The sequence below is a fragment of the Microbacterium pasadenense genome, assembly GCF_047246565.1.
Lineage (GTDB): Bacteria > Actinomycetota > Actinomycetes > Actinomycetales > Microbacteriaceae > Microbacterium.
Genome location: NZ_JBFOKN010000002.1, coordinates 495,007 through 520,267 on the forward strand (window position 1 = coordinate 495,007; position 25,261 = coordinate 520,267).

The window sequence follows — 25,261 nt, forward strand, 5'->3', positions numbered from 1 at the left end:
CCCACAGGGCCGGGCCACACTCGATCGAGGCGTCAGACGGTGCCGTCGCCCGAGGCGCGGGTCTCGGACTGCGTGACCCGCTCCCCCGCGACGGGGTCGACGGTGCGGACGGTCGACTGGGTCGACCGGCGCTTCAGCATGAGTGCCATGCCGATGATGAAGACGAGCGCGCCGGCGCCCATCAGGATGTAGCCGATCATGTCGAGGTTGACGGCGTCGACCTCCACGTTGACGGCGAAGACCAGGATGGCCCCGATCACGAACAGCACGATTCCGGTTCCGATGCTCATGAGAACACTCCCTTTCTGAGCTGTGTCCTCCGATGATGTCGGATGCAGGCCTGCGACGCGCACTCTTGACACCGCCCGCCGCGATGTGCCTACCGAGGCGTGACCCGGATCCAGTCCGCGTACTTCGGTTCCCGGTCGTCTCCGGATGATGTGCCGGTCAGCCGCCGTTTCAGCCACGGCCCGAGGTGCTCGCGGAAGTAGCGCGCACGGTCGAGGCGGACGGTGTCATCCACCCCCTCCAGCGCCCACCAGCCCTCGGGCACCTGCTCGCCGAGCGCCGCCAGCACGCGGGCGGCGACACGATGGTGCCCGCGCGAGTTCATGTGCAGCCGGTCGACGGACCAGAACGAGGGATCGGCGAGCTCCGCGTCGGGCCAGTTGAGTGCCACCACGAGGTCGTCCCGGCCGGCGATGCGTCGCTCCACGGACGCGGACAGCTCGTCGCCGCGGCGCTGGATGAGGCGGGACAGCGGCAGCTGCGCGGACGGATTCGCTCCGGAGAGCACGATCATCGTGACGCCCTCCTCGTCGCACCGGCGCAGCACCTCTGAATAGGCGTCGGTGACGCGGGACATGGGTGTGCGCGGTCGCAGCATGTCATTGCCGCCGCCGTTGAACGACAGGTGGGTCGGCGCGAGCGCGAGCGCACGTTCGAGCTGCTCCTCGACGATGGGCCAGATGAGCTTGCCGCGGATCGCGAGGTTGGCGTAGCCGATCGGCTCCCCGCGGGAGTCGGCCCAGCCCTGCGCGACGAGGTCGGCCCACCCGCGGACGGATCCGTCCGGCGTCTCGTCCCCCACGCCCTCGGTGAAGGAGTCTCCGATCGCGACGTAACGAACCTGTTCCACTCCCCCAGCTTACGAGCGGTCGGCCGGCACGGGTCAGTCCTCCAGCGCGACTCCCCGCCTGTCCACCAGCGCCCAGGCGGTCCCGGCGGCGATCACGAAGAAGCCGGCGAACACGACGAAGACGAGGCCGATGCCGCCGCGGCCGAGCAGCAGCGGCACGGCCGGCGGCGCCACGATCGACGCGACGCGCCCGATCCCGGCGGCCCACCCCGCACCGGTGGCGCGCAGGGCGGTCGGATACATCTCGGGCGTCACGGCGTAGAGCGCGCCCCACGCACCCAGGTTGAAGAACGACAGGGCCATGCCGGTGGCGAGGATCGTCCCCTCCGTCGACGCCTGCCCGAACAGGAGGGCGGACATCGCCGAGCCGACCAGGAAGACCGACAGCGTCAGGCGGCGACCCCAGACCTCGATGAGCCACGCCGCCACGGCGTACCCGGGCAGCTGCGCGACCGTGATGATCAGGGTGAAGCCGAAGGACTTGACGAGGTCGTACCCCTGCGAGAACAGCAGGGTCGGTATCCAGATGAAGGCGCCGTAGTAGGCGAAGTTCACGCAGAACCAGATCACCCAGAGCGCCGTCGTGGGGACCCGCAGAGCCGGCGCGAACAGGCCGCGCAGCCGGTCCCCCACCGTCTCCGCGGGGCCGACGGATACCGGGACGGATGTCGCGGCGGGCGCGCTCACCGGCGTGTGAGCGCCGACCAGGACCGGCGACGCCTCGAGGTCGGCGACCACCCGCTCCGCCTCGGCGTCTCGCCCGCGGCCGGCGAGCCAGCGCGGCGACTCCGGCAGCGCCCATCGCACGACGAGGGCGTAGACCGCCGGGACCGCGCCGAGCGCCAGCGCCCAGCGCCAGCCCTCGTCGACGTTCGGGATGACGAGGAAGCCGATCAGCGCTGCGGCCGACCACCCCACGGCCCAGAACGCCTCGAGGATGACGATGACGCGACCCCGGATGCGGGCGGGCGCGAACTCACTGACATAGGTGCTGGCGACGGGGAGTTCGGCACCGAGACCGAGCCCGACGACGAAGCGGAGCAGGATCAGCGCCACCAGGCCGCCGGCGAGGGCGCTCGCCCCGGTGGCAACGCCGTAGACCAGCAGCGTGAGCGCGAACACCGAGCGGCGCCCGATCCGATCGGCCAGCAGCCCGCCGACCGTCGCACCGATCGCCATCCCGAGGAACCCGGCCGACGCGATCCAGGACGCCTCGTCCCCGGTGAGGTTCCACTCGGCCACGAGCGCCGTGATCACGAACGAGATGAGGCCCACGTCCATGGCGTCCAGGGCCCATCCGGCGCCGGAGCCGGTCAGCACCCGCAGGTGCGCCCGGGTGAACGGGAGACGATCGAGTCGGCCTGCGACGGATTCCGTCGTCGTGTCGGTCATCCTCGAATCGTACGAGAGTCCAGGCACGCCGCGCGCACAGGTGTCACTCGCCCAGGAGGTCGCGCACCATCGGGATCACCTGCGTGCCGTACAGCTCGATCGAGCGCATCATCTGGTCGTGGCCGAGCGTTCCGTTCGCGTACTTGAGGTCGAAGCGGGACAGGCCGAGTGTCTTCACCGTCGTCGCGATCTTCCGCGCGACGGTCGCCGGAGACCCGACGTAGAGGGCGCCGTCGGCGCCGAGCTCCTGCTGGAAACGCAGTCGGCTGTAGGGCGGCCAGCCTCGCTCCCGCCCGATCGTGTTGTTGAGGGCCTCGAGTCCCGGGTAGGCCTCCGCCTGCGCCTGATCGTCGGTGTCGGCGATGTGGCCGGGCGAATGGGTGCCGACGGGGAGCGCGTCGTGCCCGAACTCCGACACCGAGCGATGGAAGAGGTCGACATACGGGCGGAAGCGGGCGGCACCCCCGCCGATGATGGCGAGCATCATGCCGTAGCCGTGACGCGCCGTTCGGACGACCGACTCCGGCGACCCCCCGACGCCCACCCACGCACGGAGGCCGTTCTCCGTCTTCGGGAAGACGTCGGCGCCGTCGAGCGCGGCGCGCGTCGTCCCCTGCCACGTGACCGGGCGCTCGGTGCGCAGCTGCGCGAACAGGTCGAGCTTCTCCTCGAACAGCACCTCGTAGTCGTGCAGGTCGAAGCCGAACAGCGGGAACGACTCGATGAAGGAGCCGCGGCCGAGGATGACCTCCGCTCGACCGCCGGAGACCGCGTCGAGTGTCGCGAATCGTTCGTACAGGCGGACGGGGTCGTCGCTGGAGAGGACGGTCACTGCGGTGCCCAGCGATATCCGCGTCGTGCGGGATGCGATCGCCGCGAGGACGATCTCCGGGCTCGAGATGGCGAAGTCGCGCCGGTGGTGCTCGCCCACACCGATGGCGTCCACACCCACCTCGTCGGCGAGAGCCGCCTGCTCGACGACGTCACGGATCGTCTGGGCGTCACTGACGCGCTGCCCGTCTGGGCCGAGGGTGATGTCGCCGAACGTGTCGAGACCGAATCGCACAGCCGCCATGGCCGCCTCCTTTGTATTCCTGGGAATGCAAACGGCCCGGAGGCGCACACTATTCCGTGCGCCTCCGGGCCGATGGCCCGCTCACGCCGTCGCGAGCGCCATCCGCAGCGTGTCCAGCCCGACGCCGCCGAGACGGAGCGCCTTCATGTGGAACTGCTTGATGTCGAATCCCGGACCTCCGCGCTGCTGCGCGTCGTCGCGGATCTGCTCCCAGATGCGCTGACCGACCTTGTAGGAGGGCGCCTGCCCGGGCCAGCCGAGGTAGCGGTTGACCTCGAACTGGACGAACTCGTCGGACATGTTGACGTTCCGCCGCATGAACTCGAGTGCGTAGTCCGCGTCCCACACACCGGTGCCGTCCGGCCGCGGCTTGCCGAGGTGCACGCCGATGTCGAGGACGACCCGCGCGGCGCGCATGCGCTGTCCGTCGAGCATTCCGAGCCGGTCCGCGGGGTCGTCGAGATAGCCGAGCTGCTCCATGAGCCGCTCCGCGTAGAGGGCCCAGCCCTCCGCGTGGCCGCTCGAGCCGGCCAGCAGCCGCCGCCACGAGTTGAGCTCGCCCCTGTTGTAGACGGCCTGGGCGATCTGCAGATGATGCCCGGGAACGCCCTCGTGATAGACGGTCGTCAGCTCGCGCCAGGTGTCGAAGGAATCCACGCCCTCCGGGACCGACCACCACATGCGTCCCGGGCGGCTGAAGTCGTCGGTGGGCCCGGTGTAGTAGATCCCGCCTTCGTTGGTGGGGGCGATCATGCACTCGAGCCGGCGCATCGGCTCGGGGATGTCGAAATGCGTCCTGCCGAGCTCGGCGACGGCGCGGTCGCTCGTCTCCTGCATCCACCGCTGCAGCGCCTCGGTGCCGCGGAGCTTGCGCGATTCGTCCTGCTCCAGGAAGGCGATCGCCTCCTCGACGGTCGCGCCGGGGAGGATCTCATCCGCGATCGACTCCTGCTCGGCGACCATCCGGGCGAGCTCCTCGACACCCCAGTCGTAGGTCTCATCCAGGTCGATCGTCGCGCCCAGGAAGCGCCGCGAGTGCAGCGCGTACAGCTCGCGGCCCACGGCATCCGCCTCTCCTGCCACGGGGGCGAGCTCCTGGGCGAGGAAGCCGGCGAGCTGATCGTAGGCGGCCCGCGCCGCACCGGCGTTGCCCTGCAGATCGCGGGCCAGAGACGCCGGCAGCTCGCCGTCCGCGGGGGCGGCGTCGCCCGCGAAGGTGGCGAAAAAGCCGTCATCGGCCGTGTACCGCGCGATCTGGGTGACGACCTCCGTCACCTGCCGCCGGGCCGGGACGACACCCTCGGCGATGCCCTGTCGCAGCGTCTCGACGTACCCGGCGAGGGCGGCGGGGATCGCACCGAGGCGCGTCGCGATGACCGACCAGTCCTCGACGGTGTCCGTGGGCATGAGGTCGAAGACGCTCCGGACGTCCTGAGCCGGCGAAGCGATGACGTTGACGTCCCGCAGATGCGACTTCGCCGCGTGCAGCTCGACCTCGAGGGCGAGCTCGGCGGAGAGGTCCGCCTTCGTCACTTCGTCGACCTCGTCGACGACCTCGGCCGCCTCCAGCGCGCGGAGCGTCGCGGCGGCCGCTTGGGCCGACCGGTCGTGGCCCGCGGGCGAGAGGTCGTCGAGCCGGCCGTTGTGCTCGAAGCGGCCGATGTACGTGGCGAGGCTCGGCGAGAGCTCGGCCAGCGTGTCGACCCAGGCGTCGGCGATCGTGTCGATCTGCGTGGGAGTGCGTTGTGCGTCGGTCATGCTTCGAGCGTAGAGCGTGGTCCGCGCGCGTGTCAGTGGGCCGCGGCGTCCCAGTCCCCGCCGCGGCCGATCTGGACGTCGAGCGGCACCGAGAGGTCCGCCGCGTCCCCCATCCGGGTCCGCACGATCGACTCGACCGCATCCCACTCCCCCGCCGCGACCTCGACCACGAGCTCGTCGTGGATCTGCAGCAGCACCCGCGACGCGAGCCCCGCGGAGGCGAGGTCGTCGTGGATCTCGTTCAGCGCGACCTTCATGATGTCGGCGGCGCTGCCCTGGATGGGGGCATTGAGCGCAGCCCGCTCGGCGTTCTCCCGCAGCACGCGGTTGGGACTGGTGAGGTCGGGGAATGGCCGCCGTCGGCCGAAGATGGTCTCGGTGTACCCGTCGATGCGTGCCTGCTCCACTGAGGACCGGAGGTAGTCCCGCACCGCGCCGAAGCGGGCGAAATACTCCATCATCAGCTGCTTGGCCTCCGACTGCTCGATCCGGAGCTGCTTCGACAGGCCGAACGCACTCAGGCCGTAGACGAGGCCGTACGACATCGCCTTCACCTTGGTGCGCATCGCGGACGTCACCTCGGCCGGCTCGACCCCGAACACGCGCGACCCGACGAAACGGTGCAGGTCCTCGCCGGAGTTGAACGCCTCGATCAATCCGGGATCGCCGGAGAGGTGCGCCATGATGCGCATCTCGATCTGCGAGTAGTCCGCCGTCAGAAGCGTCTCGTAGCCGTCGCCCACCTCGAAGGCGGCACGGATCCGGCGGGACTCCTCGTTGCGGATCGGGATGTTCTGAAGGTTCGGGTCGGTGCTCGAGAGCCGCCCGGTCTGGCTTCCGGTCTGCACGTAGGTCGTGTGGATGCGGCCGTCCTCGGCGATGCCGACGACGAGCGACTCGATGATCTGGCGCAGCTTCGTCGCCTCGCGGTGCTGCAGCAGCAGGCCGAGGAACGGATGCGGGTGGGATTCCTGCAGGTCCGCGAGGACCGCGGCATCCGTGGAGTAGCCCGTCTTCGTCTTGCGCGTCTTCGGCAGCTCCAGCTGATCGAAGAGGATCTCCTGCAGCTGCTTGGGGGAACCGAGGTTCACCTCCCGGCCGATGATGGCGTACGCGTCCTGCGCGATCGCGTCGGCGCGGGCGGCGAGCTCGCCCGAGAAGCCCGACAGCTTGTCCCGCGACACGGCGACACCCGCGAGCTCCATGTCGGCGAGGGCGTCGAGGGTCGGCAGCTCGATGTCGGTGAGGACCGAGGCCACCGGGTCCGGCAGCTCCCCTCGCTGCGCCGCGGCCACCCGCAGCGAGAACCAGGCCAGCTGACCGGGGGTCGCCCCCTCGGTCTCGGGCACGAGCTGCGACGGATCCGCGACCGGGAGCTTCTCGTCGAGGTAACGGTCGACGAGGTCGGCGAGCGACTTGTCGGGCAGGCTCGGCCGCAGCAGCCACCCGGCGAGGATCGTGTCGAAGACGAGCCCGCCGAGACGGATGCCGGCCCGCCGCAGCGCCTTCACCTGCGTCTTCGCGTCGGTCATGAGCTTCGGCGCGTCCCCCTCGAGCCAGGACCGCAGCGCGTCGCGGGCCGCATCGTCCCAGCCGACCTCGCGCACCTCAGTGAGCGTGGCGAATCCGATGCGGGCGGGCACGCCGCCGGCGACGGCGACCGTGACTCCGATCTCACCCTCCCGTTCGACGAGCCAGCCGGCGAGGGCTGCGGCATCCGTCTCGGTCGGCACGGGAGCCTCCACCTCGGGGGCGACGGGCTCGGGCTCGGCGCCGACGGCCTCGAACACGCGCGGCAGCAGCGTCCGGAACTCGAGGCGCGCGAAGATGTCGCGCACGGCCTGGGCGTCCATCGGCCGCACCTCGAGGTCCTGCGGCCCGAACTCCAGCTCGACGTCGCGCAGCAGCGCGTTCAGCTGCCGGTTCCGCCGCACGTCGTCGAGGTGCTCTCGGAGGTTGCCGCCCACGACGCCCTTGATTTCGTCGGCCCGCTCGAGGAGCGCGTCGAGCGTGCCGTACTGCGTCAGCCACTTCACCGCGGTCTTCTCGCCCACCTTCGGGACGCCGGGCAGGTTGTCGCTCGTTTCCCCGACGAGAGCGGCGATGTCGGGGTAGTTCTGCGGCGGGAGCCCGTACTTCTCGACGACGGACTCGGGCGTGTAGCGCTTGAGCTGCGACACGCCCTGCACGCTCGGGTAGAGGAGGGTGACATCGTCGGTGACGAGCTGGATGGTGTCGCGGTCGCCCGAGCAGACGAGCACCGAGAACCCGGCCTCGGCGCCCTGCGTCGCGAGGGTGGCGAGGATGTCGTCGGCTTCGTAGTCCTCCTTGGTGAGGACGGGGATGCTCATGGCGGCGAGGCACTCCTGGAGCAGCGGGATCTGGCCCTTGAACTCCGCCGGCGACTCGGAGCGGTTCGCCTTGTACTCCTCGTACACGCGGGTGCGGAACGACTGTCGCGACGTGTCGAAGGCCACCGCCACGTGGGTCGGCTTCTCGGCCTTCAGGAGGTTCACGAACATCGACAGGAACCCGTAGATCCCGTTCGTGTGCTGGCCGTCCTTCGTCGAGAAGTTGTCGACCGGGAGGGCGTAGAACGCACGGTACGCCAGCGAATGGCCGTCGACGACGAGAAGGGTAGGCTTTCCGGAGTCGGTCACCCAGACAGCCTAGTTCGCCGGTCGGACACCGACCTCCCCGGCCGCGGCCGCCGCCGCGCCTGACGCGAAGGTGAGCCATGCCCGACGATTCCCCCGCCGCCGCCGACGCCCTCGCGTGGGCCTCTTCCCGCGGCCTCGGCGCGCTGGCGGAGAAGATGGGCATCGAATGGGTGGAGTTCACCCCCGAGCGCGCCGTGGCGCGGATGCCGGTGCTCGGCAACACGCAGCCGGTCGGCCTGCTCCACGGCGGCGCCTACGTCGTGCTCGGCGAGTCGATGGGATCGATGCACGCGAACTACCACGCCGGGCCGGGCCGGCTGGCGGTCGGGATCGACATCAACGCGACCCACACGCGGTCCGCGACCGAGGGCTTCGTCACCGGCGTCTGCACACCGCTCCACCTGGGCCGGAGCCTGACCGTGCACGAGATCGTCGTGTCCGACGAGGCGGGCCGGCGGTGCTCGACCGTGCGCATCACGAACATGGTCCGGGATCGCTGATCACCCCGGATACGACGGATGCCGGGTGGGGCGACCACCCGGCATCCGGAAGAGCTGATGCGGCTCAGGCCTTCTTCGGCGCGAGCTGCTCGATGATGGCCTTCGCCACGTCCTGCATCGTGAGGCGGCGGTCCATCGACGCCTTCTGGATCCAGCGGAACGCGTCGGGCTCGGAGAGGCCCATCTTCTCGTTCAGCAGGCCCTTCGCGCGGTCGACGAGCTTGCGGGTCTCGAAGCGCTCCACCATGTCGGCGACTTCGGCCTCGAGCGTGATGATCTGCTCGTAGCGCGCGAGCGCGATCTCGATGGCGGGGAGGAGGTCGTTCGGCGTGAACGGCTTCACGACGTACGCCAGGGCGCCCGCCTCGGTGGCACGCTCGACGAGCTCCTTCTGGCTGAAGGCGGTCAGCAGCACGACCGGCGCGACGTGGTTCTTGCTGAGCTTCTCGGCGGCGCTGATGCCGTCGAGGACCGGCATCTTCACGTCCATGATGACGAGGTCGGGCCGCAGCTCGGTGGCGAGCTGGACGGCGGTCTCGCCGTCACCGGCCTCGCCGACCACGTCGAAGCCGCTGTCCCGCAGGATCTCGACGATGTCGAGGCGGATGAGCGACTCGTCTTCGGCGACGACGACGCGTCGCGGGGTGGGGGCGGCCTGGGGGGCCGTGGAAGGTTCCTGCTCAGTCACGATGTCCATCCTAAGCGCAGGACGGGCCGACTTCCTGCGGTATCGTCGATGACGCGTGAGCCGGTGTGGCGGAATGGCAGACGCGACCGACTCAAACTCGGTTGCCCGAAAGGGCGTGTGGGTTCGACTCCCACCACCGGCACGTCCGCAGACGTCCCGCACGTCGACCTCGCGGATCGGCGTGCGGGACGTCGCAGGACGAGGGCCGCCGCCGCTCCGGCGGTGGCCGTCCCGGTCACGTGGTGCGCTTGTTGCGACCGACGATCAGACCGTAGATCAGCAGGACGACCAGCGATCCGCCGATCGCCAGCAGCCAGGTCTGCAGGCTGAAGAACTCCTCGAGGTTCGCGTTGAACAGAACACTGCCGAGCCAGCCGCCGAGCAGTGCGCCCACGACGCCGAGGATCAGCGTGACGAACCAGCCGCCGCCCTGCTTGCCGGGGAGGATGAGCTTGGCGATGGCACCTGCGATGAGACCGAGAATGAGAAATCCGATGAAACTCATGGGGTCCTCCTGTCCGTGATGATGACGCCACGCTAGCCCTCCCGGGGGCGGAGCGGCAGGCCACTTCCGTTCCCTCCACCGAACGTGGTAGAGGCGGGCACCCCCGATGGGATGCCCGCCTCTGGAACCGCTCCGGCCTACTGCGCGGCCTGGTAGATCGGCGCCTTGCCGTGCACGGCGTCGCCGACCTTGTGGATGCGGATGTCGTTCGTCGACCCGATGATCCCGGGAGGGGAACCCGAGATGACCACGACCTTGTCGCCCTCCTGCAGGAGACCGCGGGACAGGAAGTAGTCGTCGACCTGCAGGAACATGAGGTCGGTGTGGTCGACGTGGTCGACCAGCGCGGACTGGATGCCCCACGTGATCGCCATGCGACGACGGATGCCGGGTTCGATCGTGAACGCGATCATCGGGATCGCCGGGCGCAGGCGCGACATGCGGCGAGCGGTGTCACCGGACTCGGTGAAGAGGCAGATGTACTTCGCCTCGACGAACTCCGCCACCTCGTTCGCCGCCAGGGTGATGATGCCGCCCTGCGTGCGCGGCTTGTTGGTGAGCGGCGAGATGCGCTCCAGGCCGTGCGTCTCGGTCGCGTCGATGATGCGCGCCATCGTCTCCACGACGCCGACGGGGTGCTTGCCGACGCTCGTCTCACCCGACAGCATCACGGCGTCCGCGCCGTCGAGGACCGCGTTCGCCACGTCGCTCGTCTCGGCGCGCGTGGGGACGGGGTTGTCGATCATGGTCTCGAGCATCTGCGTCGCGACGATGACCGGCTTGGCCATGCGACGGCACAGCTCCACGGCGCGCTTCTGGACGATCGGGACCGCTTCCAGCGGCAGCTCGACGCCGAGGTCGCCACGGGCGACCATGATGCCGTCGAACGCGTCGATGATCTCCTCGAGGGCGTCGACCGCCTGCGGCTTCTCGATCTTGGCGATGACGGGGACCTTGCGGCCCTCCTCCGCCATGATCTCGTGCACGCGGGAGACGTCGGCGGCGTTGCGCACGAACGACAGCGCGATGATGTCGGCGCCGGCGCGGAGACCCCAGCGGAGGTCCGCCTCGTCCTTGTCCGACAGCGCCGGGACGTTGACCGCGACGCCCGGCAGGTTGATGCCCTTGTTGTTCGAGACGGGGCCGGCCACGATGACCTCGGTGGTGACGACCGGGCCGTCGACGGAGGTGACCTGGACGCGGACCTTGCCGTCGTCGATCAGCAGGTAGTCGCCCGGCTTGACGTCGGCGGGCAGGCCCTTGAACGTCGTGGAGACGATCTCCTTGGTGCCGGGGATGTCCTCGGTCGTGATCTTGAAGACGTCGCCGACGTCGAGCTGGTGAGGCCCGTCGGCGAAGCGGCCGAGGCGGATCTTGGGGCCCTGCAGGTCGACCAGCACGGCCACGGCGCGACCGGCATCCTCAGCCGCCTTCCGCACGTTGGCGAGGCGGGCGTCGTGGTCGGCGTAGTCGCCGTGGCTGAGGTTGAAACGGGTGACGTCGACACCGGCATCGATGATCGCGCGGACCATCTCATAGCTTTCGGTGGCGGGACCCAGAGTTGCGACGATCTTCGCGCGTCTCACAGAAATTGCTCCGTCGGGGGTTGAGGGGCGGGACAGGGTCTCAGCCTAGGCGTGCTGAAGACCCATCGCGACGTCGGTCGGGCGGACCGGCGCCGGCAGGGCGGTCGATCCCATGAGGTACTCGTCGACGGCCGAAGCCGCCGCGCGCCCCTCTGCGATCGCCCAGACGATGAGGGACTGACCGCGCCCCGCATCTCCCGCGACGAAGACGCCGGACGCCGTCGACTGGTAGTCGTCGGCGCGTTCGACGTTCCCGCGCGAGGTGAACACCGCACCGAGCTGCTGCTCGAGGGCCGGCCGCTCGGGGCCGGTGAAGCCCATCGCGATCAGGACGAGGTCGGCGGGGATCTCCCGCTCGGTGCCGCTCTTGGGCACCCGTCGTCCGTCCACGAACTCCGTCTCGGCCACGCGCAGGGCACGGACCTCGCCGGCCTCGTTGCCGAGGAACTCGACGGTCGAGGCGAGGTAGGCGCGTTCGCCGCCCTCTTCATGGGCGGACTGGATCTCGAACAGGGTGGGCGCGGTCGGCCACGGCTGGTGGTCGGGACGGGCGGTCGGCGGCTGGCTGCCGATCGCGAGGTTCGTGACGCTGAGCGCGCCCTGACGGTGCGCCGTCCCGATGCAGTCCGCGCCGGTGTCGCCGCCGCCGATGACGATGACGTGCTTGCCCTCGGCGGAGATCTGGTGCGGCACCTGATCGCCGGCGACGGCCTTGTTCGACTCGACGAGGTACTCCATCGCGAAGTGGACGCCGGCGAAGTCGCGGCCCGGGATGTCGAGGTCCCGGGGCACGGTCGAGCCGGTGGCGATCACCACGGCGTCGTAGCGCGCGCGGAGGTCCGCCCAGGAGAGGTCCTTGCCGATCTCCACGCCGGCACGGAAGCGCGTGCCCTCGTCCCGCATCTGACGCAGCCGCGACTCGAGGTGCCGCTTCTCCATCTTGAAGTCCGGGATGCCGTAGCGCAGGAGCCCGCCGATGCGGTCGTCCCGCTCGTACACGGCGACGGTGTGACCCGCGCGCGTCAGCTGCTGGGCGGCCGCCAGCCCTGCGGGGCCCGAGCCGACGACGGCCACGGTCTTGCCGGTGAGCCGGGCCGGCGGCTCCGCCTCGACCCAGCCGTGCGCGAAGGCCTCGTCGATCGTGGAGACCTCGATCTGCTTGATCGTGACGGCGGGCTGGTTGATGCCCAGCACGCAGGCGCTCTCACACGGCGCGGGGCACAGTCGGCCGGTGAACTCCGGGAAGTTGTTCGTGGCGTGGAGGCGCTCGATCGCCGCGCGTCCCTCGCCCCGCCAGGTGAGATCGTTCCACTCCGGGATGAGGTTCCCGAGCGGGCATCCGCTGTGGCAGAACGGGATGCCGCAGTCCATGCAACGTCCGGCCTGGCGGCGGAGCACGGCCGTGTCGCCCGGCTCGTACACCTCTTTCCAGTCCATGATGCGGACGGGCACGGGCCGGCGCGGCGGGAGCTCGCGCTCGGTGACTTTCAGGAAGCCTTTGGGATCAGCCACCGGTCACCTCCAGGATCCGGGTCCAGACGACGTCGCTGTCGGGGTCCAGCCCCTCGGCGGCCGCCTCCTGGCGGGTTTTCAGCACGGCGGCGTAGTCGCGCGGGAGGACCCGCGTGAAGTTCGCCGCCTCGGTCTCGAAGTCCGCGAGCAGACGGGCTGCGACGTCGGACTCCGTCTCGGCGAGGTGACGCTCGAGGAGATCCTTCAGGATCTCCCGATCGCCCGCGCCGAGCTCCATCAGTTCGAGCTCGCCGCTGGCCACGGCCTCGCGGTTGATGAGGGTCTCGTCGAGACGGTAGATGTACGCGCTGCCGCCCGACATCCCGGCCCCGAGGTTCCGCCCCGTCGTGCCGAGGATCACGGCGAGGCCGCCGGTCATGTACTCGAGCGCATGATCGCCGACGCCTTCGACGACCGCCGTGGCTCCGGAGTTGCGGACGAGGAACCGCTCCCCCACCACGCCGCGCAGGAACAACGATCCCTGCGTGGCGCCGTAGCCGATGACGTTGCCGGCGATGACGTTCTCGCTCGCATCGAAGGTCGCGCCGCGCGGCGGCCGGACGATGATCTCACCGCCGGACAGCCCCTTCCCGACGTAGTCGTTGGAGTCGCCTTCGAGGCGCAGCGTGATGCCCGAGGGGAGGAACGCGCCGAAGGACTGACCGGCCGAACCGGTCAGGTTGACCTCGATCGATCCGGCGGGGAGCCCGTTGATCCCGTGCGTGCGGGTGACATGGTGGCCGAGCATGGTCCCGACGGCGCGCTCGGTGTTGCGCACCGGCAGGTCGATGACCACGTGGCCGCCGCCCGCGACGACGTCGCGCGCGCGCTCCAGCAGCTCGACGTCGAAGTGCTCCTCGAGCTCGTGCTCCTGGTCGCGGACGTGACGACGCGGTGAGCGCTCGTCGAAGATCGGGCCGGCCAGGATCGGCGACAGATCGAGTCCGTACGCCTTCCAGTGGTCGACGGCGGGCTGGACGTCGAGGACCTCGGTGTGACCGACCGCCTCTTCGAGCGAGCGGAACCCGAGCTCGGCGAGGTACTCGCGGACCTCCTGGGCGATGAACTCCATGAAGTTCACGACGAACTCCGGCTTGCCCGTGAACCGGCTCCGCAGCTCCGGGTTCTGCGTCGCGACTCCCACAGGGCAGGTGTCCAGGTGGCAGACCCGCATCATGATGCAGCCTTCGACGACGAGCGCACTGGTGGCGAACCCGAACTCCTCGGCGCCGAGGAGCGCCGCGATGAGGACGTCGCGTCCCGTCTTGAGCTGGCCGTCGGCCTGGACGACGACGCGGCCGCGCATGTCGTTCAGCATGAGCGTCTGCTGCGTCTCGGCGAGACCGAGCTCCCACGGCGTCCCCGCGTGCTTGAGCGAGTTGAGCGGGCTGGCCCCGGTGCCGCCGTCATGACCCGACACGAGGATGACGTCGGCGAGGGCCTTCGCGGTCCCCGCGGCGACGGCGCCGATCCCGGACTGGCTCACGAGCTTGACGTGCACGCGCGCGGACGGATTCGCGCGCTTCACGTCGAAGATCAGCTGCTTGAGGTCTTCGATCGAGTAGATGTCGTGGTGCGGCGGCGGGGAGATGAGGCCGACGCCCGGCGTGCCGCCCCGGGTGCGCGCGATCCACGGATAGACCTTGCCCGGTGGCAGCTGCCCGCCCTCGCCGGGCTTGGCACCCTGCGCGAGCTTGATCTGGATGTCGTCGGCGTGCGTGAGGTACATGCTCGTGACGCCGAAGCGTCCCGAGGCCACCTGCTTGATGGCACTGCGGCGCTCGGGGTCGAGCAGGCGCTCGACGTCCTCGCCGCCCTCGCCCGTGTTCGACTTGCCGCCGAGCCGGTTCATCGCGATCGCGAGCGTCTCGTGGGCTTCCTGCGAGATGGAGCCGTAGCTCATCGCACCGGTCGAGAACCGCTTCACGATGGACGACACCGGCTCGACCTCGTCGATCGGGACGGGCTTTCGGACACCGTGCTTGACGCGGAACATGCCGCGGAGCGTCTTCAGCTCGCTGGCCTGGTCGTCGACGAGCCGCGTGTACTCGCGGAAGATGTCGTACCGGCGGGTCCGCGTGGAGTGCTGCAGCCGGAACACCGTGTCGGGGTTGAACAGGTGCGGGGCGCCGTCGCGACGCCACTGGTACTCGCCGCCCGTCCAGAGCCGCTCGTGCGCGCGGACGGCCTCGTCCTCGGGGTAGGCGAAGTCGTGGCGCTCCTGATTCTCGCGGGCGATGTCCTCGATCCCGATCCCGCCGAGCTTGGTCTCGGTGCCGGTGAAATAGGCGTCGACGAACTCCTGCGACAGGCCGATGGCCTCGAACACCTGGGCGCCCGCGTACGAGGACACCGTGGAGATCCCCATTTTCGACATGATCTTGAGCACGCCCTTGCCGAGAGCGTAGATCAGGTTCCGAACGGCCTTCTCCGGCGTGATGCCGGTGATGAAGCCGGAGCGGACGAGGTACTCGACCGTCTCCATCGCCAGGTAGGGGTTGACCGCGGAGGCGCCGTAGCCGATGAGCGTGGCGACGTGGTGCACTTCGCGCACATCGCCGGCTTCGACCACGAGGCCGACCTTCATGCGGTTCTCGCGCCGGATCAGGTGGTGATGGACGGCGGACAGCATCAGCAGCGACGGGATCGGGACGAGGTCCTTGTTCGAGTCGCGGTCGCTCAGGATGATGAACTCGGCGCCGTTGGCGATCGCGCCGTCCACCTCGGCGCAGATCTCGTCGAGGCGTGCCTTGAGCGTGCCGGCGCCGGCGTCGAAGTGGTACAGCCCGCGGATGGTGTGCGAGCGGCGACCCGGCAGCGCGCGATGGATGTTCTGCAGCTTCGCCAGCTCGTCGTTGTCGATGACCGGGAAGTCCAGGGTGATGCCACGGGTGTGCTCGCGGCCCTGGGCCAGCAGGTTCCGCTCGGGTCCGAGGGTCACGCCGAGCGACGTGACGACCTCTTCTCGGATGGAGTCCAGCGGCGGGTTGGTGACCTGTGCGAACTGCTGCACGAAGTAGTCGAACAGCAGGCGCGGGCGCTCACTGAGGACGGCGATCGGCGTGTCGGAGCCCATCGCGCCGAGGGGCTCGGCGCCGACCTGACCCATCGGGGTCAGGAGGATGCGGATCTCCTCCTCGGTGTAGCCGAAGGTCCGCTGGCGACGCGTGATGGACGCGATCGGGTGCACGATGTGCTCGCGCTCGGGCAGGTCCTTCAGGCGGACGCGGCCCTCGTCGAGCCACTCCTGCCAGGGCTCCATCGTCGCGAGTCCCTGCTTGACCTCATCGTCCTCGACGATGCGACCCTGCGCGGTGTCGACGACGAACATCCGGCCCGGGCGCAGCCGACCGCGTCGCTTGATGCGCTCGGGCGCGAAGTCCAGCACGCCGGTCTCGCTGCCGATGACGACGAGGCCGTCGGCCGTCTCGGTCCACCGACCGGGGCGGAGGCCGTTCCGGTCGAGGGTTGCTCCGACGAGCGTGCCGTCGGTGAAGATGAGGGCGGCGGGGCCGTCCCAGGGCTCCATCTGCATCGAGTGGTAGTCGTAGAAGGCACGCAGGTCGTCGGAGATGTCCGCCTGCTTCTCGTATGCCTCCGGCACCATCATCATGATCGCGTGCGGCAGGCTCCGCCCGGTCAGGGTCAGGAGCTCAAGCACCTCGTCGAAGGATGCCGAGTCGCTCTGCCCGTCGGCGCAGATCGGGAGGAGCGGGCGCATGTCGCCGAGCAGCTGGGACTCCAGCTGCGACTGGCGGGCGCGCATCCAGTTCCGGTTGCCGTTGACCGTGTTGATCTCGCCGTTGTGCGCGAGCATGCGCAGCGGCTGCGCGAGCGGCCACGACGGGAAGGTGTTGGTCGAGTAGCGCGAGTGGACGACCGCCAGCTCGCTCGCGAAGAGGTGGTGCTGCAGATCGGGGTAGAACGGCTCGAGCTGCAGCGTCGTGACCATGCCCTTGTACCCGAGCGTCCGGCTCGACAGCGTCACGAAGTAGGCGCCGAGCTCGTGCTGCGCACGCTTGCGGAGCCGGTACGCGCGACGGTCGAGCGCGACCCCGGACAGCGCCGGCGCGTCGCCGACGGCCGGCCGCGACACGAACAGCTGCTCGAAGGCGGGGCGGGCGTCGTAGGCCAGCTTGCCGAGGTTGTCGTCGGCGGTGGGGACCTCCCGCCAGCCGAGGACTGTGAGTCCTTCCGCGGACGCGATGCGTCCGATCGCCGCCTTCTGGGCATCGCGGGTGTCGCGATCGATCGGCAGGAACGCCAGCCCGACGGCGAACTCGCCCGCGGCGGGCAGGTCGAAGTCCACGGCGGACCGCAGGAACGCGTCCGGCACCTGCGTCAGGATGCCCGCGCCGTCGCCGGTGCCGGCATCCGACCCGATCGCGCCGCGGTGCTCGAGGTTCCGCAGCGCCGTCAGGGCGAGCTCGACGATGTCGTGCCCGGCCTCGCCGCGCAGGGTGGCGACCATCGCCAGTCCGCACGCATCCTTCTCGAACGCCGGGTTGTACATCCCCTGCTTCTGCGGGAATGCGCCGCCCGGCGCGCTCGGCGATGCGGTGCGCGCTGACGTGGTGGTGGAAGTCTCGTGACGGGGGCTCGAGGGCATCCTTACCGTCCTCACATAGGTGCTCTGCCCTGGGACGACGTCGGCCCTGCGGTGCTTATCGGGTGGTGACTGAGCTTGTGGCCGTGTCGGCCGGCTCTTCGGACGCGGGGGGTTCGCTCACGTCGACGAAGTTCTCGGTGTTCTGAGAGTGTACAGCCTCGGAACCGCCCCATTCGCGTCCGGGCGTGTACGGCGACGGCTCGAAGCCGAGGTGACGGCGTCGCTGCACGAAGAAGATCACGAGTCCCACGACGACGCCGAGGACCGAGGCCCACACGTTGGTGCGGAGTCCGAAGAACACCTCGCTCGGATCGATCCGGATCGACTCCCAGACGATACGTCCGGCGCTGTACCAGATCAGGTACAGGGCGAAGAGGCGGCCCCACTGCAGGCGGAAGTGCCGTCCGGCCCAGACCAGCACGCACACGCCCATCACGTTCCAGATGACCTCGTACAGGAAGGTCGGGTGGAAGAGCGTCGTCTCGGGAAGTCCCGCCGGCCATGCCGAGTTCGGGTAGTCGATCTCGAGCGCCCAGGGCACATCGGTGGGGAGGCCGAACAGCTCCTGGTTGAACCAGTTGCCGAAGCGGCCGAAGGCCTGTGCGAGCAGGAGTGCGGGTGCCAGCGCGTCGGCGAAGGTCCAGAAGCGGATGCCGGTCCACTTGCAGCCGAGCCAGGCGCCCACCGCGCCGCCGAGGAGGGCACCGAAGATGGCGATGCCGCCCTCCCAGATCCGGAAGATGGCCCAGAAGTCCTTGTCCTCGCCGAAGTAGAAGCCCGGGTGGGTGACGACGTGGAAGATCCGCGCGCCGATGATCGCGAGGGGCACCGCGAGCAGGCAGATGTCGATGACGACCCACGGCTCCGCGCCGCGCTTGGTGAGGCGGCGGTTGGTCCACATCGCGGCCACGACGATGCCGAGCAGGATGCACAGCGCGTAGAAGTGGATCGTCAGCGGACCGAGCTGGATGAAGCTGATCGACGGGCTCGGGATGCTCGCGATCACGGAAAGCGCAGTGGATGTCACGACGGGAAGTCTACTTGCCGCTCGGCCGGCTCACGAAGCGGAGCGTGTTCCGGCCGCGAGGCCGCGTGCGGTGGCGGCAAGGCCCTCGAGGCCGCCGTCGCGCAGCGCCTTCACCAGGGCCGTCCCCACGATCGCGCCGTCGGCATAGTCGATGACACCCGCGACCTGGTCGGGCGTGGAGATGCCGATGCCGACGCACGCGTTCTCGACGCCGTGGGCGCGGAGGCGGTCGACGAGGTTCCGGGCGGCGGCGTCGAGCTCGGCGCGTTCCCCGGTGATGCCCATCGTCGAGACGGTGTAGACGAAGCCGGTCGACTCCCGCGCGATCATGGCGAGGCGATCGTCGGTGGACGTCGGCGCGGCCAGGAAGATGCGGTCGAGTCCCGTGCGCGTCGACGCCGCGATCCAGTCGGACGCCGAATCGGGGGTGATGTCGGGGGTGATGAGCCCCGCACCGCCCGCGGCGAGCAGATCGTCGGCGAATCGGTCAACGCCGTACTGGAGCACGGGGTTCCAATAGGTCATCACGACGACGGGGACATCCACGCGCTCCGTGATGGCCCTGACGGCCGTGAACGTGTCGCTCAGCCGGAACCCCGCCTCCAGCGCCACCTGCGTGGCTTCCTGGATGACCGGCCCGTCCATGACGGGGTCGGAGTAGGGCGGGCCGAGCTCGAGGATGTCGGCGCCGTTCTCCGCGAGGGTGACAGCGGCCTCGATGCTGCCGGCGAGGTCGGGGAATCCGATCGGGAGGTAGCCGACGAACGCGCCGCGCCCCTCGGACCGAGCCGCCGCGATGGCGGCGGCGACGCGCGAGGTCACAGTTCCACTCCTTCGCCGCTGCCCTCGTCGGGGTCGCCGGCGACGTCCACGGGCTCGACTCCCGCGTCGTACAGGTCGAACCACCGGGCGGCGGTGTCCATGTCCTTGTCGCCGCGACCCGAGAGGTTCACCGCGAGGACGGCATCCGGCCCCAGCTCCCGGCCGATCCGGAGCGCGCCGGCGAGGGCGTGGGCGGACTCGATGGCCGGGATGATGCCCTCGGTCCGGCTCAGCAGGCGCAGGGCCTCCATCGCCTCGGTGTCGGTGGCCGGGATGTACTCGGCGCGGCCGATGCTCGCCAGCCAGGCGTGCTCGGGCCCGACGCCCGGGTAGTCGAGGCCTGCCGAGATGGAGTGGGACTCCACGGTCTGGCCGTCCTCGTCCTGCAGCACGAAGGTCTTCGCCCCGTGGAGCACGCCGGGACGGCCGCGCTCGATGGAGGCGGCGTGCTTGGGCGTGTCGACCCCGTCGCCGGCGGCCTCGACCCCGTAGAGCTTCACGCCCTCGTCGTCGAGGAACGCATCGAACATGCCGATCGCGTTGGACCCGCCGCCGACGCACGCGATCACGGCGTCGGGCAGGCGCCCGATCTCGTCGAGCAGCTGCTGACGCGCCTCTTCGCTGATGATCTTCTGGAAGTCGCGCACCATCGCCGGGAACGGGTGCGGCCCCGCCGCGGTGCCGAAGATGTAGTTGGTCGTCTCGACCGATGCCACCCAGTCGCGGTACGCCTCGTTGATGGCGTCCTTCAGCGTCCGGGATCCCGTCGTGACCGGGATGACCTCGGCGCCGAGGAGGCGCATGCGGGCGACGTTCAGCGCCTGACGCTCGGTGTCGACCTCGCCCATGTAGATCGTGCACTCGAAGCCGAACAGGGCCGCCGCCGTCGCGGTCGCGACACCGTGCTGACCGGCGCCGGTCTCGGCGATGACGCGGGTCTTGCCGAGCCGCTTGGTCAGCAAGGCCTGCCCGATGACGTTGTTGATCTTGTGGGACCCGGTGTGGTTCAGGTCCTCGCGCTTGAGGAACACGCGCGCGCCGCCGGCGTGCTCGGCGAAACGCGCCACCTCGGTGAGCGCCGACGGGCGTCCGGCGTAGACGTTCAGCAGCCGCGAGAGCTCCGCCGCGAAGCCCGGGTCGGCCTTCGCTGCCTCGTACTCGGCGGTGAGCTCGTCGATGGCGGCGATGAGCGACTCGGGCATGAACCGTCCGCCGAAATCGCCGAAGAAGGGCCCGGGGGCGTCACGCAGACTCATGATCCTGCTTCCAGAAAGGCGGCGAGCGTCGAGACGGGGTCGTTCGTCACGAGGGCTTCCCCGACGAGGACGACGTCGGCGCCGGCGGAGCGGTAGTGGGCCACATCGGCCGGAGCGAGGACGGCGGACTCCGCGATGCTGGTGACGCCGTCCGGGATGTGCTCCACGAGACGGCCGAACAGGTCGCGGTCCAGCTCGAACGTGGAGAGGTTCCGGGCGTTTATGCCCACCAGGTGCGCACCGAGGTCGTTGGCGCGCTGGATCTCGTCATACGAATGGGTCTCGACGAGCGGCGTCATTCCGAGATCGATCACGAGCGCGTGCAGCTGGGCGAGCAGCGGCTGGTCGAGGCCGGCGACGATCAGCAGGACGAGGTCGGCGCCGGCGGCACGCGCCTCGAGCACCTGGTACGGCGTCGCGATGAAGTCCTTGCGCAGCACCGGCACGCCGACGGCGGCGCGGACGGCGTGCAGGTCCTCCAGCGACCCCTTGAACCGCCGGCCCTCGGTGAGCACCGAGATGGCGGACGCGCCGCCGGTCTCGTACTTCCGCGCCTGCGCCGCAGGGTCGGGGATCTCGGCGAGGTCGCCGCGGGAGGGGCTCGCCCGCTTGACCTCGGCGATGATCTTCACGCGGTCCGCGGGCGCCAGCGCGGCGAGGGCGTCGAGCGCGGGACGTTGCGCCAGCGCGAGTCGCTCGACCACATCGATCGGCCGGGTGAGCTCGCGCTCCCGGGCGTCCGCCACCGCGCCGGCCGTCAGGTCGGCGAGCACGTCAGTGCTGCTTCAGCGAGGTCTTGGGTCCGTTGACGCCGTAGCCGGCCTTGGACAGGACGAAGCCGACGATCAGACCGATGATCAGCAGCACGAACGAGGCCCACACCAGGACCGGCAGGTTCAGGAAGAAGAACACCGTTCCGAGCGTGATCGCTGCCAGCATGATGACAACGGTCGTCCACGCTGCCGGGGAGTGTCCGTGACCGGGATCGCCGTTGGTGTTGCTCATTGTTCTCCTTCGATGCGAAGCGGAGGTCGTCTGCCGGCCTCGCGTCGCTTCGAACCGGACGGGAGACCGCGGCTTCCAGTCTAGCGGGGCGCCCGGTCCGCCCCGGACGTCGTCACCGGGTGGGATCCTCGCCCCGGGACAGACCGTCCCACGAGTCGATCGCGTCGCGCGGACCGTCGGCGGCGCGGGCCGGGGGCGCGTCCTGCCGGTACTTCCGGCCCGATCCCGGCCACCGGTGCGCCGTTGCGAGGACGAGGAGGCTGCCGGCGAGGATGAGCACGGATGCCGCGCCGGTGACGGCCGGCCATGGCGTCGCGGAGACCGAGGTCACGATGCCGCCGATGCCATCGAGACCGCTGAGCCCGGTGGCATCCGTCACCTCCGCGGCGACGGCGTCGACGGGACGCGTCGCCGCGATCCGGAACGCCCCGACGCCGAGCCCCAGGCTGAGGGCGAGCCCCAGGGCGGCGAAGGCGTACCGCAGGACACGCCCGACGATGGTGAGGGCGAGGCCGAGCGCGAGGGCCGCCAGGCTCAGCGGCGCGAGCACGGGAAGGGCCGAGGCGCCCGGCACCGCGAGCGCGAGCTGCGCGCCGTCGCGGAGGGTCACGTCGAGCCATGGCTGGGTCGACCCGATGATGCCGATCGCGCCGCCCGCCATCACGGCCAGCACCGCGATGGTCCGCAGCCGCCGCGCGCGCGAGACGCCGGTCGTCATGCCGGCACGTCGGCGTCGCCGGCGACGGGGTCGAGATCGTCGGCGTCGAAGCAGGTGCGGTCGCCGGTGTGGCACGCGGCGCCCACCTGCTCGACCGTGAACAGGAGGGTGTCGCCGTCGCAGTCCAGTCGTGCACCGCGGACGAACTGCGCATGGCCGGACGTGTCGCCCTTGCGCCAGTACTCGAGGCGCGACCGCGACCAGAACGTGACGCGGCCCTCGGTCAGAGTGCGGCGGAGCGCCTCCGCGTCCATCCAGCCGAGCATCAGCACCTCGCGGGTGTCGTGCTGCTGGATGATCGCGGGCACGAGGCCGTCCGCGTTGTAGACGACGCGGGCCATGCGCTCTTCGAGCGAACGGGTCATGCGCGCACCTCGATCCCGTCGGCGGCGAGAGCCGCCTTGACGTCTCCGACCGTCAGCTGACCGGAATGGAAGACGGATGCCGCCAGGACGGCATCCGCGCCGGCGTGGACCGCGGGCGCGAAGTGCGAGAGGTCGCCGGCGCCGCCGGAAGCGATGACGGGGACCGCCGCCACCTCGCGCATGAGGCGGACGAGCTCGAGGTCGAAACCCGCCTTCGTGCCGTCGGCGTCGATGGAGTTGACGAGCAGCTCGCCGGCGCCGCGCTCCACGGCCTCGCGCGCCCACGCCAGGGCGTCGAGGTCCGTGAGCGTGCGACCGCCGTGCGTCGTGACGGCGAATCCGGACGCCGTCCCCGGCGCACGCCTGACATCGAGGGAGAGGACGAGCACCTGTGCGCCGAAGCGGTCCGCGATCTCGCCGATCAGCTCGGGTCGGGCGATCGCCGCGGAGTTGACGCCGACCTTGTCGGCGCCGACGCCGAGCAGACGCGCGACGTCCTCCGCGGAGCGCACGCCCCCGCCCACGGTGAGCGGAATGAAGACCTGTTCGGCGGTGCGCTGCACGACGTCGTAGGTGGTCTCGCGCGCGTCCACGGTCGCGGTGACGTCGAGGAACGTGATCTCGTCGGCGCCCTGCTCGAAGTAGCGGCGCGCGAGCTCGACGGGGTCGCCCATCTCGCGCAGGTTCTCGAAGTTGACGCCCTTCACGACCTTTCCGGCCGCGACGTCCAGGCACGGGATGACGCGGCGCACGAGCGACACGTCAGAGCCTCGCGTTGTGGATCGCGGTCACCAGGATGGCGCGGGCGCCCATCTCGTACAGCGCGTCCATGACCTGGTTGACCGTCTTGCGCGGGCTCATGACGCGCACGGCGACCCACTCCGGATCGCGCAGGGGCGAGACGGTGGGCGACTCGATGCCCGGCGTGAGCGCGACGGCCTGGTCGATGAGCGTCGCCGGCAGATCGTAGTCGATCAGCACGTACCGCCGGGCGACCATGACCCCGCGCAGCCGGCGCAGCAGGGTCTCGACCCCGGCAGCCTCGACGGGTGCGCCGATGAGGACGGCCTCGGACTCGAGCAGGACGGGCCCGAAGATCTCCAGGCCGGCCTGGCGGAGGGTCGTCCCGGTCGAGACGACATCGGCGACGGCGTCGGCGACGCCCAGCTGCACCGCGGATTCGACGGCGCCGTCCAGCGGCACGAGGTCGACCGCGACGCCGTGCTCGTCGAGGTACGCGTCGACCAGACCCGGGTACGCGGTGGCGACCCGCAGTCCCTCGAGGTCGGCGAGCTCGGTGAAGCGTCCCGGAGGCCCGGCGAAGCGGAAGGTCGACCCGCCGAAGCCGAGCTTCTCGATCTCGCGAGCGCCCGGCATCCGTGCGTCGAGGAGCAGGTCCCGTCCGGTGATGCCGACGTCGAGCGCTCCCGACCCGACGTAGGTCGCGATGTCCTTCGGGCGGAGGTAGAAGAACTCGACGTCGTTGACCGGGTCGATGACGTGGAGGTCCTTCGGGTCGCGGCGGCCGGTGTACCCGGCTTCGGCGAGCATCTCGGCGGTGGTCTCGGCGAGCGATCCCTTGTTCGGGATGGCGATGCGCAGCATGGCGGAGCTTTCGGTGGGGAACGAGGTGGTGTCGGAGTGCCGCTCAGAGATGTCGGTACACGTCCTCGAGGCTCAGCCCCTTCGCGATCATCATCACCTGGAGGTGGTAAAGCAGCTGCGAGATCTCCTCCGCCGCCTCGTCGTCGGACTGGAACTCCGCCGCCATCCAGACCTCAGCGGCCTCCTCGACGATCTTCTTGCCGATCGCATGGATGCCGCGGTCGAGCTGCGCGACCGTGCCGGAGCCCTCGGGTCGAGCCGCGGCCGTGGCGGCCAGCTCGGAGAACAGGGACTCGAACGTCTTCACCCTCCCAGGTTACCGGGCCGGGACGGCGGCACGGACGCGGTCAGTGGTGGTGGTGCGCGGCTGCCGTCGACCGGAGCGCCGCGATGGCCGCTCCCGGGTCGTCGGCGCCGAACACCGCGGAACCGGCGACGAACGTGTCGGCACCCGCGTCCGCGGCCTGCGCGATCGTCGACTCGGCGATGCCGCCGTCCACCTGCAGCCACACCTGCGACCCTCGGGCGCGCGCCTCGTCCGACAGGCGGCGGAGCTTGGGCATCTGATCGGCCATGAAGCTCTGTCCGCCGAAGCCGGGCTCGACGGTCATGACGAGGATCTGGTCGAACTCGTCCAGCACTCCGAAGAGGCTCTCGACCGGCGTCGCCGGCTTGACGGCGACACCGGCTCGGGCGCCGATCCCCCGGAGGCGGCGTGCCAGCGCGACGGGGTCGGCCGCGGCCTCCAGGTGGAAGGTGACGGATGCCGCGCCGATCTCGGCGTAGGCGGGGGCATGCCGATCGGCATCCGTGATCATCAGGTGGACGTCCAGCGGGACGGGGCTCGTCGCCTGGATGCGCTCGACCATCTGCGGACCGAACGTCAGGTTCGGCACGAAGTGGTTGTCCATGACGTCGACGTGCACGAAGTCGGCCGACCCGATACGGGCGAGCTCGGACTGCATGTTCGCGAAATCGGCGGCGAGGATGCTGGGGTTGATGCGCACGTCGGAAGACACGTCCCCCATTATCGGGGGCGG

23 protein-coding genes and 1 tRNA gene are annotated in these 25,261 nt (G+C 70.2%); 2 read left to right on the top strand and 22 right to left on the bottom strand.

Annotated elements, in window-relative coordinates; genetic code table 11:
- Positions 1 to 32: 32 nt before the first annotated feature.
- From AB3M83_RS08540 to polA, 6 genes are all read right to left on the bottom strand, one after another.
- Positions 33 to 290, bottom strand: coding sequence for a DUF6458 family protein (locus tag AB3M83_RS08540; protein ID WP_412947028.1), 258 nt, complete (start codon positions 288 to 290; stop codon positions 33 to 35).
- A gap of 89 nt (positions 291 to 379) precedes the next feature.
- Positions 380 to 1,138 carry an SGNH/GDSL hydrolase family protein gene (locus AB3M83_RS08545; protein WP_412947031.1) on the bottom strand — a complete coding sequence of 253 codons (759 nt, stop codon included), beginning with the start codon at positions 1,136 to 1,138 and terminating at the stop codon, positions 380 to 382.
- A 33-nt stretch (positions 1,139 to 1,171) separates the two neighbouring features.
- Positions 1,172 to 2,530, bottom strand: a complete 1,359-nt coding sequence (locus AB3M83_RS08550) for an MFS transporter (RefSeq protein WP_412947034.1) — start codon at positions 2,528 to 2,530, stop codon at positions 1,172 to 1,174.
- A 43-nt stretch (positions 2,531 to 2,573) separates the two neighbouring features.
- On the bottom strand, positions 2,574 to 3,605 hold the full coding sequence (locus tag AB3M83_RS08555; RefSeq protein ID WP_412947037.1) for an LLM class flavin-dependent oxidoreductase: 1,032 nt from the start codon (positions 3,603 to 3,605) through the stop codon (positions 2,574 to 2,576).
- A gap of 81 nt (positions 3,606 to 3,686) precedes the next feature.
- Positions 3,687 to 5,363 carry a DUF885 domain-containing protein gene (locus AB3M83_RS08560; protein ID WP_412947039.1) on the bottom strand — a complete coding sequence of 559 codons (1,677 nt, stop codon included), beginning with the start codon at positions 5,361 to 5,363 and terminating at the stop codon, positions 3,687 to 3,689.
- A gap of 32 nt (positions 5,364 to 5,395) precedes the next feature.
- Positions 5,396 to 8,023 (bottom strand): DNA polymerase I, encoded by a 2,628-nt coding sequence (polA, locus tag AB3M83_RS08565; RefSeq protein ID WP_412947042.1) that lies wholly within the window; start codon positions 8,021 to 8,023, stop codon positions 5,396 to 5,398.
- 77 nt (positions 8,024 to 8,100) lie between these two features.
- Here polA and AB3M83_RS08570 point away from each other — a divergent pair, with 77 nt between their 5' ends.
- Positions 8,101 to 8,523, top strand: a complete 423-nt coding sequence (locus tag AB3M83_RS08570; protein ID WP_412947044.1) for a PaaI family thioesterase — start codon at positions 8,101 to 8,103, stop codon at positions 8,521 to 8,523.
- A 64-nt stretch (positions 8,524 to 8,587) separates the two neighbouring features.
- Here the strand turns inward: AB3M83_RS08570 and AB3M83_RS08575 are convergent, their stop codons facing one another.
- Positions 8,588 to 9,220, bottom strand: coding sequence for an ANTAR domain-containing response regulator (locus AB3M83_RS08575; RefSeq protein WP_412947045.1), 633 nt, complete (start codon positions 9,218 to 9,220; stop codon positions 8,588 to 8,590).
- 50 nt (positions 9,221 to 9,270) lie between these two features.
- On the opposite strand from AB3M83_RS08575, the gene AB3M83_RS08580 reads away from it, so the two are divergent.
- A tRNA-Leu gene (locus tag AB3M83_RS08580) sits at positions 9,271 to 9,353 on the top strand.
- A 93-nt stretch (positions 9,354 to 9,446) separates the two neighbouring features.
- On the opposite strand, the gene AB3M83_RS08585 is transcribed toward AB3M83_RS08580, so the two are convergent.
- The 15 genes from AB3M83_RS08585 to rpe form a co-directional block, all read right to left on the bottom strand.
- Entirely contained in the window at positions 9,447 to 9,716 is a 270-nt protein-coding gene (locus tag AB3M83_RS08585) for a GlsB/YeaQ/YmgE family stress response membrane protein (RefSeq protein ID WP_412947048.1), read from the bottom strand.
- Between the two features lie 137 nt (positions 9,717 to 9,853).
- Positions 9,854 to 11,302, bottom strand: a complete 1,449-nt coding sequence (gene pyk / locus AB3M83_RS08590) for a pyruvate kinase (protein WP_412947050.1) — start codon at positions 11,300 to 11,302, stop codon at positions 9,854 to 9,856.
- Between the two features lie 45 nt (positions 11,303 to 11,347).
- A complete protein-coding gene (locus AB3M83_RS08595; RefSeq protein WP_412947051.1) occupies positions 11,348 to 12,814 on the bottom strand; it encodes a glutamate synthase subunit beta in 1,467 nt (488 codons plus the stop codon).
- Positions 12,807 to 17,423: a glutamate synthase large subunit gene (gene gltB, locus AB3M83_RS08600; RefSeq protein ID WP_412947053.1), complete on the bottom strand. Its 4,617-nt coding sequence runs from the start codon at positions 17,421 to 17,423 to the stop codon at positions 12,807 to 12,809. Before gltB ends, AB3M83_RS08595 begins: the two co-directional genes overlap by 8 nt.
- A gap of 55 nt (positions 17,424 to 17,478) precedes the next feature.
- Positions 17,479 to 18,450 (bottom strand): prolipoprotein diacylglyceryl transferase, encoded by a 972-nt coding sequence (gene lgt, locus AB3M83_RS08605; protein ID WP_412947055.1) that lies wholly within the window; start codon positions 18,448 to 18,450, stop codon positions 17,479 to 17,481.
- A 30-nt stretch (positions 18,451 to 18,480) separates the two neighbouring features.
- Positions 18,481 to 19,272 (bottom strand): tryptophan synthase subunit alpha, encoded by a 792-nt coding sequence (trpA, locus tag AB3M83_RS08610; RefSeq protein ID WP_412947057.1) that lies wholly within the window; start codon positions 19,270 to 19,272, stop codon positions 18,481 to 18,483.
- On the bottom strand, positions 19,269 to 20,528 hold the full coding sequence (trpB, locus tag AB3M83_RS08615) for a tryptophan synthase subunit beta (protein ID WP_412947059.1): 1,260 nt from the start codon (positions 20,526 to 20,528) through the stop codon (positions 19,269 to 19,271). The genes trpA and trpB overlap by 4 nt, the downstream gene beginning before the upstream one ends.
- Complete coding sequence (gene trpC / locus AB3M83_RS08620; RefSeq protein ID WP_412947060.1) at positions 20,525 to 21,301, bottom strand: indole-3-glycerol phosphate synthase TrpC; 777 nt, start codon at positions 21,299 to 21,301, stop codon at positions 20,525 to 20,527. Before trpC ends, trpB begins: the two co-directional genes overlap by 4 nt.
- Position 21,302: 1 nt before the next feature.
- Positions 21,303 to 21,533 carry a DUF6704 family protein gene (locus AB3M83_RS08625; protein WP_412947061.1) on the bottom strand — a complete coding sequence of 77 codons (231 nt, stop codon included), beginning with the start codon at positions 21,531 to 21,533 and terminating at the stop codon, positions 21,303 to 21,305.
- Between the two features lie 112 nt (positions 21,534 to 21,645).
- Positions 21,646 to 22,251, bottom strand: coding sequence for a Trp biosynthesis-associated membrane protein (locus AB3M83_RS08630; protein ID WP_412947062.1), 606 nt, complete (start codon positions 22,249 to 22,251; stop codon positions 21,646 to 21,648).
- Positions 22,248 to 22,616 (bottom strand): phosphoribosyl-AMP cyclohydrolase, encoded by a 369-nt coding sequence (hisI, locus tag AB3M83_RS08635; RefSeq protein ID WP_412947064.1) that lies wholly within the window; start codon positions 22,614 to 22,616, stop codon positions 22,248 to 22,250. The genes AB3M83_RS08630 and hisI overlap by 4 nt, the downstream gene beginning before the upstream one ends.
- Positions 22,613 to 23,377 carry an imidazole glycerol phosphate synthase subunit HisF gene (gene hisF / locus AB3M83_RS08640; protein ID WP_412947066.1) on the bottom strand — a complete coding sequence of 255 codons (765 nt, stop codon included), beginning with the start codon at positions 23,375 to 23,377 and terminating at the stop codon, positions 22,613 to 22,615. Before hisF ends, hisI begins: the two co-directional genes overlap by 4 nt.
- Before the next feature lies 1 nt (position 23,378).
- Entirely contained in the window at positions 23,379 to 24,221 is an 843-nt protein-coding gene (gene hisG, locus AB3M83_RS08645; protein ID WP_412947068.1) for an ATP phosphoribosyltransferase, read from the bottom strand.
- A 43-nt stretch (positions 24,222 to 24,264) separates the two neighbouring features.
- On the bottom strand, positions 24,265 to 24,528 hold the full coding sequence (locus AB3M83_RS08650; protein WP_412947071.1) for a phosphoribosyl-ATP diphosphatase: 264 nt from the start codon (positions 24,526 to 24,528) through the stop codon (positions 24,265 to 24,267).
- Positions 24,529 to 24,568: 40 nt separating this feature from the next.
- On the bottom strand, positions 24,569 to 25,249 hold the full coding sequence (gene rpe, locus AB3M83_RS08655; protein WP_412947073.1) for a ribulose-phosphate 3-epimerase: 681 nt from the start codon (positions 25,247 to 25,249) through the stop codon (positions 24,569 to 24,571).
- Between the last annotated feature and the right edge of the window lie 12 nt (positions 25,250 to 25,261).

Coding starts and splice junctions, on each gene's coding strand:
- AB3M83_RS08540 (WP_412947028.1), bottom strand. CDS start 290: ATGAGCATCGGAACCGGAATCGTGCTGTTCGTGATCGGGGCCATCCTG.
- AB3M83_RS08550 (WP_412947034.1), bottom strand. CDS start 2,530: ATGACCGACACGACGACGGAATCCGTCGCAGGCCGACTCGATCGTCTC.
- AB3M83_RS08555 (WP_412947037.1), bottom strand. CDS start 3,605: ATGGCGGCTGTGCGATTCGGTCTCGACACGTTCGGCGACATCACCCTC.
- AB3M83_RS08560 (WP_412947039.1), bottom strand. CDS start 5,363: ATGACCGACGCACAACGCACTCCCACGCAGATCGACACGATCGCCGAC.
- AB3M83_RS08570 (WP_412947044.1), top strand. CDS start 8,101: ATGCCCGACGATTCCCCCGCCGCCGCCGACGCCCTCGCGTGGGCCTCT.
- AB3M83_RS08575 (WP_412947045.1), bottom strand. CDS start 9,220: ATGGACATCGTGACTGAGCAGGAACCTTCCACGGCCCCCCAGGCCGCC.
- AB3M83_RS08585 (WP_412947048.1), bottom strand. CDS start 9,716: ATGAGTTTCATCGGATTTCTCATTCTCGGTCTCATCGCAGGTGCCATC.
- gltB (WP_412947053.1), bottom strand. CDS start 17,423: ATGCCCTCGAGCCCCCGTCACGAGACTTCCACCACCACGTCAGCGCGC.
- trpB (WP_412947059.1), bottom strand. CDS start 20,528: ATGAGTCTGCGTGACGCCCCCGGGCCCTTCTTCGGCGATTTCGGCGGA.
- AB3M83_RS08625 (WP_412947061.1), bottom strand. CDS start 21,533: ATGAGCAACACCAACGGCGATCCCGGTCACGGACACTCCCCGGCAGCG.
- AB3M83_RS08630 (WP_412947062.1), bottom strand. CDS start 22,251: ATGACGACCGGCGTCTCGCGCGCGCGGCGGCTGCGGACCATCGCGGTG.
- hisI (WP_412947064.1), bottom strand. CDS start 22,616: ATGACCCGTTCGCTCGAAGAGCGCATGGCCCGCGTCGTCTACAACGCG.
- hisG (WP_412947068.1), bottom strand. CDS start 24,221: ATGCTGCGCATCGCCATCCCGAACAAGGGATCGCTCGCCGAGACCACC.
- rpe (WP_412947073.1), bottom strand. CDS start 25,249: ATGGGGGACGTGTCTTCCGACGTGCGCATCAACCCCAGCATCCTCGCC.